The 12,648-nt window shown below is 65.2% G+C and carries 10 protein-coding genes; 6 read left to right on the top strand and 4 right to left on the bottom strand.

The annotated features are described in order from the left end of the window. Positions 1-50: 50 nt before the first annotated feature. Positions 51-611: a peptide deformylase gene (gene def, locus ECTPHS_RS01140; protein ID WP_008930832.1), complete on the bottom strand. Its 561-nt coding sequence runs from the start codon at positions 609-611 to the stop codon at positions 51-53. 190 nt (positions 612-801) lie between these two features. Between def and ECTPHS_RS01135 the strand changes: the two genes are divergently transcribed. The 6 genes from ECTPHS_RS01135 to hemF are packed head-to-tail and all read left to right on the top strand — an operon-like array spanning position 802 to position 7,603. Then, on the top strand, positions 802-1,938 hold the full coding sequence (locus tag ECTPHS_RS01135; RefSeq protein WP_083838731.1) for a LysM peptidoglycan-binding domain-containing protein: 1,137 nt from the start codon (positions 802-804) through the stop codon (positions 1,936-1,938). Positions 1,939-1,966: 28 nt separating this feature from the next. Beyond that, complete coding sequence (dprA, locus tag ECTPHS_RS01130; protein WP_008930830.1) at positions 1,967-3,100, top strand: DNA-processing protein DprA; 1,134 nt, start codon at positions 1,967-1,969, stop codon at positions 3,098-3,100. After that, a complete protein-coding gene (locus tag ECTPHS_RS01125) occupies positions 3,097-3,564 on the top strand; it encodes a DUF494 family protein (RefSeq protein ID WP_008930829.1) in 468 nt (155 codons plus the stop codon). The genes dprA and ECTPHS_RS01125 overlap by 4 nt, the downstream gene beginning before the upstream one ends. Positions 3,565-3,595: 31 nt before the next feature. Further along, complete coding sequence (locus ECTPHS_RS01120; RefSeq protein WP_008930828.1) at positions 3,596-6,106, top strand: DNA topoisomerase I; 2,511 nt, start codon at positions 3,596-3,598, stop codon at positions 6,104-6,106. An 11-nt stretch (positions 6,107-6,117) separates the two neighbouring features. Beyond that, on the top strand, positions 6,118-6,681 hold the full coding sequence (locus ECTPHS_RS01115; RefSeq protein WP_008930827.1) for a Sua5/YciO/YrdC/YwlC family protein: 564 nt from the start codon (positions 6,118-6,120) through the stop codon (positions 6,679-6,681). Between the two features lie 4 nt (positions 6,682-6,685). Then, the gene (hemF, locus tag ECTPHS_RS01110; RefSeq protein ID WP_008930826.1) at positions 6,686-7,603 is read left to right on the top strand and encodes an oxygen-dependent coproporphyrinogen oxidase; all 918 of its coding nucleotides are present in this window, start codon (positions 6,686-6,688) and stop codon (positions 7,601-7,603) included. Positions 7,604-7,627: 24 nt separating this feature from the next. On the opposite strand, the gene ECTPHS_RS01105 is transcribed toward hemF, so the two are convergent. Genes ECTPHS_RS01105 through ECTPHS_RS01095 form a run of 3 tightly spaced genes read right to left on the bottom strand, consistent with a single transcriptional unit; the run spans position 7,628 to position 12,431 of the window. Beyond that, positions 7,628-9,163, bottom strand: a complete 1,536-nt coding sequence (locus ECTPHS_RS01105) for a SpoVR family protein (RefSeq protein WP_008930825.1) — start codon at positions 9,161-9,163, stop codon at positions 7,628-7,630. Between the two features lie 13 nt (positions 9,164-9,176). Continuing rightward, positions 9,177-10,460: a YeaH/YhbH family protein gene (locus ECTPHS_RS01100; RefSeq protein WP_008930824.1), complete on the bottom strand. Its 1,284-nt coding sequence runs from the start codon at positions 10,458-10,460 to the stop codon at positions 9,177-9,179. Positions 10,461-10,484: 24 nt separating this feature from the next. After that, positions 10,485-12,431 (bottom strand): PrkA family serine protein kinase, encoded by a 1,947-nt coding sequence (locus ECTPHS_RS01095; RefSeq protein WP_008930823.1) that lies wholly within the window; start codon positions 12,429-12,431, stop codon positions 10,485-10,487. Between the last annotated feature and the right edge of the window lie 217 nt (positions 12,432-12,648).

The following is a 12,648-nucleotide window of genomic DNA, read 5'->3' as shown; positions in this document are numbered from 1 at the left end:
GAAAACCTTGTGAATGAGCGTTGGATCAAGGGCAAGGGTGAACGGGAGGCTCAGACCGCCTCCCGGTGACGGGCGGCACCGGCGGTACCGGTCAGCCGGGCCTGCTTCTCCAGCTTCTTCTTGATGCGGCCCCGCTTCAGGGTCGAGATGTGATCCACGAACAGCTTGCCGTCCAGGTGGTCGATCTCATGCTGGATGCAGACCGCCAGCAGCCCGCCCGCCTCCAGTTCGAAGGGCTTGCCGTCGCGGTTCAGGGCCCGTACCCGCACCCGCTGGGCACGCCGCACCGGCTCATAGAAGCCGGGGACGGACAGACAGCCTTCCTCGGTCTCCACATCCCCCTCGCGGGCAATGATCTCGGGGTTGATCAGGCAGATGGGATGCAGTCCCTGGCCGGAGCGCTCGTCCGAGCCCTCCTCGGCCACGTCCATCACCACCACCCGGTGCAGCACCCCCACCTGGGTCGCGGCCAGGCCGATCCCAGAGGCGTGGTACATGGTCTGGAACATGTCGTCCACCAGCTTGCGGATGGCGTCATCCACCACCTTGACGGTTTCGGCCTGACGACGCAGCCGGGGATCGGGAAAATGCAAGATTTCTAGCAGGGCCATGACCGCTCATCCGCTAAAGTGGGTGTATGTGTGCAGGCTCAAAATCATTTCTGCTACAGTTGGGATCATATTAGATCATTGCCGTACAGGTCGGGTTCTTTACTCCAGCCATGGGGCTTCCATGGGCTGTCTTCGGGGCAGTGCCACGGAAGGGTCCGGAACAATGATGCCTTAGTGACGAGGGGAAACCATGTCCGCTCCCAATCCGCGGCGTATCGGGCGCCGCCTGTCCGCCGTAACGCTTATTCTAGCGTTCCTGGCCTCAGGATGCGCCACCACGCCACCGGAGCCGGAACCATTGCCGCCGGCACCGGCGGCAGCCGCACCGGAACCCGCCCCCGCGCCAGCGGCGGAAGTCCGCATCCGCCCCACCGCGCCGGAACGCTACGTGGTCCAGCGGGGCGACACCCTGTGGGACATCTCCAGCCGGTTCCTGCGCGACCCCTGGTTCTGGCCGGAGATCTGGGTCAGCAATCCGCAGATCGCCAACCCTCACCTGATCTATCCCGGCGACATCATCACCCTGTACTACGTGGATGGTCGTCCCTACCTCACCGTGGATGGCGGACCGCGGGTCCGGCCCACCCTGCGCCTTTCGCCCCAGGTCAGGGCGGAACCCCTGCCGCCCTCGATGGATGTGCCCATCCAGGCCCTGCAGCAGTTCCTGATCCGCCCAAGGGTTGTGACAAAGGAGCAGCTGGAAGATTCCGCCTACCTGATGGCCGCCCGGGATGAGCGACTGGTGTTCGGCGCCCATGATCGCCTCTACGCCCGCCGCCTGGAGGGCGAGCCCCTGGGCCAGCGCTTCGACGTCTTCCGCCCCGGCGGTGAACTCAGGGATCCCAAGACCCGGGAACTGCTGGGCTACGAGGCCATCCCCGTCGGCGAGGCCGAACTGGTCCGGGAAGGAGACCCGGCTACGATACTGCTGGTACGCAGTGATCGCGAGGCCCTGATCGGGGATCGCCTGCTGCACCAGGAAGCCGAGGAGCAGAACTTCCTCTTCATGCCCGCCGCACCACCCCGGGAAGCCGAGGGTCAGATCATCTCCCTGTTCGACGCCATCAGCCAGATCGCGCGCTTCCAGGTGGCGGTCATCAATCTGGGAGAGCGGGAAGGCATCGAGCGAGGCCATGTCTTCGCCACCTATCAGTCCGGCCGGGTGGTCCGTGACCGCATGGCGGGGCGCCTGGGCGAGCAGGTCACCCTGCCCGACGAGCGGGTGGGTCTGGTCATGGTGTTCCGCACCTTTGAGAAGGTGAGCTACGCCCTGGTGATGGAGTCCACCCATCCCATCGAGAGAGGCTTCACCGTCAAGCGCCCCTGAGCGGGGCACAGGGACAGGGCTACGACATATGGATTCGTCCGCGCTGACCGCCTGGCTCCACCTCCTGCATGCACCGGGGGTGGGGCCCGCCACCTTCATGCGCCTGCTGCAGCAACATGCCACGCCCCAGGGCGTGATGGCGGCCGGTCCGCCCGCCTGGCGCCGGGTGGGCCTGTCGGCGGCGGCCATCGCCTTTCTTCAGGAAGAGACACCCGCGGGCGTGCAGGCGGACCTGGACTGGTCCCGCCGGGAGGGACACCACATCCTGACCCTGGACGATCCCCGCTATCCGGCCCGCCTGAAGGATACGGTGGGGCCGCCCCCGGTGCTGTACGTGGTGGGAGATCCCCAGGTGCTGTCCTGGCCCATGCTGGCGGTGGTGGGCAGTCGCCATCCCACGCCCGGCGGCCGTGAAACCGCCGCGGCCTTCAGCGCCCATCTGGCCCGCCGGGGACTGGTGATTGCCAGCGGCCTGGCCAAGGGCATTGATGCCGCCGCCCATGAAGGCGCCCTGGCGGCCCAGGGCCTGACCGTTGCGGTGACGGGTACCGGCCCTGACCGGATCTATCCCGCCGCCCACCGCGACCTGGGCCATCGCATCGTGGCCGAAGGGGCCATGGTGACGGAACTGCCCACCGGCACCCCGGTCACACCCCGGAACTTCCCCCGCCGCAACCGCATTCTGGCGGGCCTGGCCGTGGGAACCCTGGTGGTGGAGGCGGCCACCCGCAGCGGCTCGCTGATCACCGCCCGGCTGGCGGTGGAACAGGGGCGGGAGGTGTTTGCCATCCCCGGCTCCATCCACAATCCCCTGGCCCGGGGCTGTCACCGCCTGATCCGCGAGGGCGCGAAACTGGTGGAAACGGCGGATGATATCCTTGAGGAACTCGGTGATCTGCTGCCTCCCCAACCCCCGGACCCGCGGACACCGGCCATGGCGCCGGCGGCGACCACCGACCCGGCGCCGGCGCCGGATGCAGACCATGTCCGTCTGCTGGAGGCCATGGGCCATGACCCGGTCTCGGTGGACCAGCTGGTGGCCCGCACCACATTGACCGTGGGTGCGGTTTCCTCCATGCTGCTGCTCATGGAGTTGCGCGGCCAGGTGGCCTCCTTGTCCGGTGGTCGTTATGTCCGCCTGCGGTCGGAAAGCGGAAAATGAAAGAAAACGTACTTGATGTCCTGATGTATTTGTTTGAAAACTATATTGATGACGATACCGAGCTGGAGCCGGATCGGGAACAGCTTCAGGACCTCCTGCTGGATGCCGGGTTTCCGGTGGCCGAGATCCACAAGGCCTTCGACTGGCTGGAAAACCTGGCCGCCCAGGACTCCCAGACGGTCCATGCCGGTTCGGCGCTGCGCGTCTACACCAAGGCCGAGATGAACCGCATGGATGCCGAGAGCCGCGGATTCCTGCTGTTTCTGGAACAAAACGGTGTCCTTAGCCCCGCCACCCGCGAGGTGGTCATCAACCGGATCATGGATCTGGATGCCGAAGACATCAGCCTGGAAGAAATCAAATGGATCACGCTCATGGTGCTGTTCAACCAGCCCGGGCAGGAAGCCGCCTACACCTGGCTGGAGAACATGATGTTCGACAGCCCGCCGGAGTATCTGCACTGAAACCCCACAAAGAACCACAGGTAGCCAGGACATGAGCAAGAACCTGGTCATCGTCGAGTCCCCCGCCAAGGCCAAGACCATCAAGAAGTACCTCGGCAGCGATTTCGAGGTGCTGGCCTCCTATGGCCACGTGCGCGACCTGGTGCCCAAGGAGGGCGCCGTGGACCCCGACCACGACTTCCGCATGCACTATCAGGTGATCGACCGCAACGAGAAGCATGTGGAGAGTATCGCCCGCGCCCTGAAGAAGGCCGATCGCCTGATCCTGGCCACCGACCCGGACCGGGAAGGCGAGGCCATCTCCTGGCATCTCCATGAACTGCTGCGGGAACGGGGCCTGCTGGACAACAAGACCACCGAGCGGGTGGTCTTCCACGAGATCACCCAGCGGGCCGTGCGCGACGCCATTGAGCATCCCCGCGAGCTGTCCAACGATCTGATCAACGCCCAGCAGGCGCGGCGTGCGCTGGACTATCTGGTGGGCTTCAACCTGTCCCCCCTGCTGTGGAAGAAGATCAAGCGTGGTCTGTCCGCCGGTCGGGTACAGAGTCCCGCCCTGCGCATGATCGTGGAGCGCGAAGAGGAAATCGAGCGCTTCATCACCCGGGAATACTGGACCCTGGACGCCCTGGCGGCCAAGGATGAAAGCCCTTTCACCGCCCGTCTGCAGATTTACGGCGGACGCAAGCTGGAACAGTTCGACATCAACAACGAGGCCGACGCCGATCAGGCGCGCCAAACCCTGCTGGCCGCCGCCCAGGGCCGGCTGCGGGTGGCCAAGGTGGAAAAGAAACAGCGGCGCCGCAATCCGGCTCCGCCGTTCACCACCTCCACCCTGCAGCAGGAAGCTGTGCGCAAGCTGGGCTTCTCCGCCAGTCGTGCCATGCGCGTGGCGCAGCAGCTCTACGAAGGGATCGATCTGGGCTCCGGCCCCATCGGCCTGATCACCTACATGCGTACCGACTCCTTCACCCTGGCCAATGAGGCCGTGGAGGAGATCCGCGGCCTGATCGCCCAGCGCTACGGCCGCGACAAGGTCCCCGGCAGCCCACGCCAGTACAAGACCAAGTCCAAGAACGCCCAGGAAGCCCACGAGGCCATCCGCCCCACCTCGGTGCTGCGCCTGCCCGAGGAGGTGAAGGGCCATCTGACCACCGATCAGTTCAAGCTCTATGACTTGATCTGGAAACGCACCGTGGCCTGCCAGATGATCCACGCGACCCTGGACACGGTGGCCGCCGACCTGGAAGCGGGCAGCGCCGAGCATATCTTCCGCGCCACCGGCTCCTCCGTGCGCGACCCCGGCTTCATGGCCGTCTACCGGGAAGACCAGGACGACGCCCCGGTGGAAAACGATGAACGCCTGCTGCCGGAGCTTCAGGAAGGTGAACAGGTCACCCTGAGCGACGTAAGGGCGGATCAGCACTTCACCGAGCCGCCGCCCCGGTATTCGGAAGCCAGCCTGGTGAAGGCCCTGGAAGAGCACGGCATCGGCCGTCCCTCCACCTATGCCTCCATCATCAGCACCCTGATGCAGCGAGAATATGCAGAGCTGGTGAACCGGCGCTTCGTGCCCACGGACATCGGCCGCATCGTCAACACCTTCCTGACCCAGCACTTCACCCAGTACGTGGACTACGACTTCACCGCCCGCCTGGAAGACGAGCTGGACGAGATCTCCCGGGGCGAGAAGGACTGGATTCCGGTGATGGAGGGCTTCTGGCGCCGCTTCCATGAGCAGGTGAAGGAAAAGGATGCCTCGGTCACCCGCGAGGAGGCGGTGCAGGCCCGGGAGATCGGCACCGATCCCAAGTCGGGTCGGCCGATCTCCGTGCGCATGGGGCGCTACGGACCCTTCGTCCAGATCGGCACCAAGGAAGACGAGGAAAAACCCCGTTTCGCCGGCCTGCGCCCCGGCCAGAAGATGGACAGCATCACCCTGGACGAGGCCCTGGCCCTGTTCCAGCTGCCCCGGGAACTGGGGGAGACCCCGGAAGGGGAGCCGGTGAGCGTGAACATCGGCCGCTTCGGACCCTACGTGAAGTTCGGCAGCCGCTATGCCTCCCTGAAGAAGGAGGACGACCCCTACACCATCGAGCTGTCCCGGGCCCTGGAACTGGTGGCGGAGAAGAAGGAGATCGACGCCAACCGGTTCATCCAGGTATTCGAGGAAGCCGGCATCCAGGTGCTCAACGGCCGCTATGGCCCCTACATCACCGACGGCAGCAAGAACGCCCGCATTCCCAAGGACGAGGACCCCAAGGCCCTGACCCTGGAGCAGTGCCGCACCCTGCTGGCGGCCGCGCCGGAGAAGAAGGGCCGGGGCACCAAAAAGGCCGCGCCGAAGAAGAAGGCCGCCACCGCCAAGGAGACATCCGAGGACAAGGCCAAACCCAGGAAAAAGGTCGCCGCGAGCAAGGCCGGAACCACCGCATCCGGGGCTGCCAGGACGGGTACCCGCACCCGCAAGGCCGCCACCACGGCCAAGACCGGCGACCGGGGCGACACCCCCTCCGGGCGTAGTGCCGGCAACTCCCGCTGACAGCCCTCGCCATGACCAGACGACTGACGGACGCCACCGATGCCGCCGCCCTCATCCGTGGGGGCGGCGTCATTGCCTACCCCACCGAGGCCGTATTCGGTCTGGGTTGCGATCCCCGCAACGAAGTGGCGGTCCACCGGCTGCTGCAGATCAAACAACGGCTCCCCGACCAGGGACTGATCCTCATCGGCGCCGACTTCGCCCAGCTCTCCCCCTTCCTGCGGCCGGTGGATGCCCGGCTGCAGGAACAGGCCATGACCACCTGGCCCGGCCCCCACACCTGGCTGTGGCCGGCCCGACCGGACACACCGCGCTGGCTCACCGGGGTCCATGACACCCTGGCGGTCCGTGTCACCGATCACCCCCTGGCGGCGGCACTGTGCCGGGCGACCGGCATGGCCCTGGTCTCCACCAGTGCCAACCTGTCCGGCCAGCCCCCGGGGCGATCCGCCGACGAAGTGGACGCAGCCCTGGGCTCGCTGCTGGACGGCATCCTGGAAGGCCCCACCGGCGGCCGGGAAAACCCCAGCGAGATCCGGGATCTTCAGACCGGCCGGCAGATCCGGGGCAGCTGAGCCCATGACCGGCACGGCCTCCCCCCGGATTGAACCGGTTCTGGACTACTTCCGTGGCCTGCAGGACCGGATCTGCCAAGTCCTGGCCGACCGGGACCCGAGCGCCGCCTGGGTGGATGATGCCTGGACCCGGGAGGAAGGCGGCGGCGGCCGCAGCCGGGTGATGCGCCGAGGGGCGATCTTCGAACAGGCCGGCATCAACTTCTCCCATGTCTCGGGCCGCAACCTGCCCCCCACCGCCACGGCCCACCGCCCTGCCCTGGCCGGGCGGCGCTTCCAGGCCGCCGGGGTCTCCCTGGTCATCCACCCCCTCAATCCCCATGTCCCCAGTTCCCATGCCAACGTGCGCTTCTTTCTGGCGGAAAAGGAGGGCGAGGCGCCGGTGTGGTGGTTCGGCGGCGGCTTCGATCTCACCCCCTATTACGGCCACGACGAGGACTGCATTCACTGGCACGCTCATGCCCGTACCCTGTGCACGCCCTTCGGCGAGGGGGTCCATGCCCGCTTCAAGCAGTGGTGTGACGAGTATTTCTATCTCAAACACCGCCGGGAACACCGGGGGATCGGCGGGTTGTTCTTCGATGACCTGAACGAATGGGGCTTTGAGCGCTGTTTTGAATTCGTGCGCGGCGTGGGGGACGGCTATCTGCCCGGCTATCTGCCTATCGTGGACCGGCGTCACGGGACGCCTTACACCCAGGCCCAGCGGGATTTCCAGCTCTACCGGCGGGGGCGCTACGTGGAGTTCAACCTGCTCCATGACCGGGGCACCCTGTTCGGGCTGCAGTCGGGGGGACGGACCGAGTCCATCCTCATGTCCCTGCCGCCGCTGGTACGGTGGGAATACAACTATCAGGCGCCGCCGGGAAGCCCGGAGGCGCAGTTGCTGGAGCGGTATCTCACCCCCAGGGAATGGGTCTGAGGCGGGAGCGGGAACGGTTCTGCCTCAGTCCGCGGCCGGGGCCACCTCGGGAAACTCGTTGAGCACCTGGTCGGTGCGCGCATCCACCTCGTGGAGCTTCACCCCGTACCCCCACAGGGTGGCCAGATGCCGCAACACCTGACGGGCATCGGACGCCTCCAACAGGCGACCGTCCACCACGCGATGCTCCAGGATCAGCCGCCGGTCCCCGGACAGGTCCACGTCCACCACCTGAATGTCCGGCTCATGGCGGGCCAGATCATACTGGGCCGACAAGGCCCTGCGCACATCCCGGTAACCCCCGTCGTCATGGATGGCCTCCACCACCAGGTTCGCCTCGTCCGCATCATCCCGCACCGAAAACAGACGCATGTCCCGCATCACCTTCGGCCCCAGGAACTGGAGGATGAAGCTCTCGTCCCGATACTCGGCCCAGGCCTGCTTCCAGGTGCCCAGGACGTCCCCGTTGCCGGCAATGTCCGGGAACCAGCGCCGATCTTCCTCGGTGGGGTTCAGACACATCCGTTTCAGATCCTGCAGGATGTTGAAGCCCAGGGCATAGGGATTGATGCCCGAAAACCGAGGGTCATCGTACTCCGGCTGGAACACCACGTTGGTGTGGTGGTGCAGGAACTCCATGAAGGCCCCGTCGGTGAGCCGACCGGTTTCGTGCAGGCGGGTCATGAGGTGATAGTGCACCGCCGTGGCGCAGCCCTCGTTCATCACCTTGGTCTGCTTCTGGGGATAGAAATACTGGGACACCACCCGCACGATGCGCAGGATCTCCCGCTGCCAGTGCTGCAGCCGGGGGGCGCGCTTTTCCAGGAAATAGAGCAGGTTTTCCTCCGGCAGGCCAAGGGCTTCCCGGCGCTCGTCCAGGGCCCGCTCCCGGGGGGCCGGCCCGCCCGTACGCTGGGGCAGGGTGCGCCATAGGTCGCTGAAGGTCTGCTCCTCGTAACGGCGCCGCTCCTTTTTCCGCTGCATTTCCTGATGCAGGTTCAGCGGCTGGCGGCGGGGATAGCGATGCACCCCGTGACTCATCAGGGCATGGGCGGCATCCAGCACACGCTCCACCTCCCGCAGGCCGTAACGTTCCTCGCACTCGGCCACGTAGGCCTTGGCAAAATCCAGATAGTCCAGGATGCCTTCGGCGTCGGTCCAGGAGCGGAACAGGTGGTTGTTCTTGAAGAAATGGCTGTGACCGAAGGCGGCGTGAGCCATGACCAGGGTCTGCATGGTCATGGTGTTCTCTTCCATGATGTAGCACAGACAGGGATTGGAGTTGATGACGATCTCGTAGGCCAGGCCGGTCATGCCCTTGCGGTAGTACATCTCGTCCCGGGCGAAGTGCTTGCCGAAGGACCAGTGACGATAGAACAGGGGCATGCCCATGGAGGAATAGGCATCCAGCATCTGTTCCGAGCTGATGATCTCCACCTGACTGGGGTAGGGATCCAGCCCCATCTCGTCGATGGCCACGCGCTCGATGGCGTCAAAGGCCTTCTTGATGAGCGGATAGTCCCAGTCGGCACCGGTGTAGAGGGGGGTGTTCGTGGTCATCGGGTGCCGCCTCCTACCGCCGCAATTCCACCGGGGTGAACAGATCCCGGAACACGGGAAAGATGTCCGCCCGGGACTTCACCTTGCGCATGGCCAGGGGCCGGCCGGCCTTCACCAGGCGCTCGTAGACCTGCCACAGGTCCGTGGTCATCTCCCAGCCCCGCTCCTCGGCCACCTCGATGTAGGCAAAGTACCGGCACACCGGCAGGATCACCGATTCCATCAGATCCACCACCGCTGGGTTGTCCGCCGGGGTGTTGTCGCCGTCGGAGGCCTGGGCGGCGTAGATGTTCCAGTCCGCCGGGTCATAGCGCTCCCGCAACACCCGCTCCATTTCCTCCAGGGCCGGGGAGACCAGGGTGCCGCCGGTTTCCCGGGAGTAGAAAAAGGTGTCCTCGTCCACCTCCTGGGCAATATGGGTGTGCCGGATGAAGACGATGTCCACATGCTGGTAGCGGCGCTGCAGGAACAGGTACAGCAGCATGAAGAAGCGCTTGGCCAGGTCCTTCATGTCCTCGGTCATGGAGCCGGAGACGTCCATGAGACAGAACATCACGGCCTGGGAAATGGGCTTGGGCACCGGGTCGAAGCGGTTGTAGCGCAGATCGATGGGGTCGATATAGGGGATCCGCTTGGCACGGACGACCTGTTCCTCCCGTAGCCGAATCAGCGCCCGCAGACGCTCCGGATCCTTGCCGGAACACTCCAGGCGGTCGATCTCCTCGTCCAGGGCCCGGGTCTCCTCCCGCCGGGGACGCTTGAGGGCCAGGCGCCGGGACAGGGAGTTGCGCATGGTGCGGGCCAGGTTGAGATTGGAGGGGGAACCGGAGACGGAATAGCCCGCCCGCTGCAGACCCTGCTGTTCCACCTTGGTGAGTTGGGTACGCACCAGGTCTGGCAGTTCCAGGTTCTCGAAGAACAGATCCAGAAACTCGTCCCGGCTGACGGTGAACTGGAAGGCATCCTCCCCCTCCCCCTGGGGACTGCCGCCGCGACCGCCCTGCCCCGGTCCACCCTCGGGCCGGGCAATGGCGTCTCCGGCCACGTACTGCTTGTTGCCGGGCACCACGTGGCGGCGCAGGCCCTTGCCGCCGTCCTTGCGAAAACCGGGCTCCTGCAGGCCATCGGTCGGAATGCTGATCTCCTCGCCCCCCTGACCGATGTCCGCCACCTTGCGCCGGGCCGAGACGTCCCGTACCGCGTCCAGGATCTGACGCCGGGCGCGGCCGATGAAACGCTGGCGATTGGCCAGACTCTTGTCCTTCGGATTGAGACGCCGGTCGACGATATTGACCACTGTGGCACTCCCGAGGCAGGGCCGTCAGCCCGCCTGCTTGACCCGCATGTACCATTCCACCAGACGGCGCACCTGCCGCTCGGTGTACCCACGCTCCACCATGCGCTGGACGAACTCGGTGTGCTTGCGCTCCATGTCCGAGTCCGTCTTGGCGCCGAAGCTGATCACGGGCAGCAGGTCCTCCACCTGGCTGAACATGCGCTTCTCGATCACCTCCCGGATCTTCTCGTAGGAGGTCCAGGAAGGCATCTTCCCCCCCTGACTGGCCTGGGCCCGCAGGGCAAACTTGACCACCTCGTTGCGGAAGTCCTTGGGATTGGCGATGCCCGCCGCCTTCTCGATCTTGCTCAGCTCCTGGTTCAGGGCCTGACGGTCCAGCAACTGGCCGGTGTCCGGGTCCTTGAAGTCGTGGTCCTCGATCCAGGCGTCGGCGTAGGAGACATAGCGCTCGAACAGGTTCTGGCCGAAGTCGCTGTAGGACTCCAGATAGGCCTTCTGGATCTCGTGGCCGATGAAGTCGGCATAACGGGGCGCCAGTTCCGCCTTGATGTACTCCAGGTAGCGCCGCTCCGTGTCCTCCGGGAACTGCTGGCGGCGGATGGACTGCTCCAGCATGTAGAGCAGGTGCACCGGATCGGCGGCCACCTCCTGGGTGTCGTAGTTGAAGGTCTCGGACAGCACCTTGAAGGCAAAGCGGGTGGAGACCCCGTCCATGCCCTCGTCCACCCCGGCCACGTCCCGGTACTCCTGCATGGACTTGGCCTTGGGATCAGTGTCCTTGAGGCTCTCACCGTTGTAGACCCGCATCTTGGAGAACAGGTTGGAATTCTCATGCTCCCGCAGGCGGGTGAGCACGGAGAACTTGGCCAGGATGTCCAGGGTGGCCGGGGCGCAGGGGGCGTCCGCCAGTTCGCTGGACTGGATCAGCTTCTCGTAGATCTTCTCCTCCTCCGTGACCCGCAGGCAGTAGGGCACCTTGACCACGGAAATGCGGTCGATGAAGGCCTCGTTGTTCTTGTTGTTCTTGAAGCTCTGCCATTCCGATTCGTTGGAATGGGCCATGATGATCCCCTGATAGGGGATGGCGCCGATGTTCTCCGTGCCCACGTAGTTGCCTTCCTGGGTGGCGGTGAGCAACGGATGGAGCATCTTGATGGGCGCCTTGAACATCTCCACGAACTCCAGCATCCCCTGGTTGGCCCGGTTGAGGCCGCCGGAATAGCTGTAGGCATCGGTATCGTTCTGGCTGTAGAGCTCCAGCTTGCGGATGTCCACCTTGCCCACCAGGGAGGAGATGTCCTGGTTGTTCTCGTCCCCGGGCTCGGTCTTGGAGACGGCAATCTGGCGCAGGCGAGACGGATAGAGACGCACCACGGAGAAGCGGGCGATGTCGCCGCCGAACTCGTCCAGGCGCTTCACCGCCCAGGGAGAGATGAGGCCGTTGAGCCGACGCCGGGGGATGTTGAAGCGCTGTTCCAGGGTCTCGCCCATGACGGTGGGGTCAAACAACCCCAGGGGGCTCTCGAACACCGGCGAGATCTCGTCACCGGCCTTGAGCACATAGATGGGATGCGTCTCCATCAGGGCCTTGAGGCGCTCGGACAGGGACGACTTGCCACCCCCCACCGGACCGAGCAGGTAGAGGATCTGCTTGCGCTCCTCCAGACCCTGGGCCGCATAGCGGAAAAAGCCCACGATGCGCTCGATGGTCTCCTCCATCCCGTAGAAATCCTCGAAGGCGGGATAGATCTTGATGGTGCGGTTGAGAAAGATGCGCCCCAGCCGTTCATCCTTGGCGGTGTCCAGCACCCTGGGTTCGCCGATGGCGGCCACCAGTCGCTCGGCGGCACTGGCATAGCGCATCGGATCATCGGGGCATCCCTCCAGGTATTCACCCAGGGACATCTCCGTCTCCTGGCGTTTCTGATAGGCGCGTGCGCACTGCGCAATCAAGGCTTCAGCCGAATCCATCGCAATCACCCCCTCGTTATGGAGTCAGATGACACTGCGTTGACCTATGCAAGATAGGGACCACAGCCGAATATCCGTCGCACTCAACCCGCCAGACCGCCCCTGGGCAGGGGCCCGGTTTGCCGGCAACCTGAACGGGAAGGTGGATGAGCTGCCCGGGTACTTTTTCAAGCCTGACCCGTGGCCTGTCTTTCCGGTTGGACGTCACCCGCCGTGC

This window comes from Ectothiorhodospira sp. PHS-1 (genome assembly GCF_000225005.1).
Lineage (GTDB): Bacteria > Pseudomonadota > Gammaproteobacteria > Ectothiorhodospirales > Ectothiorhodospiraceae > Ectothiorhodospira.
Note: the sequence above shows the minus strand (reverse complement) of the source record. Positions and strands in the feature narration are given on the sequence as shown.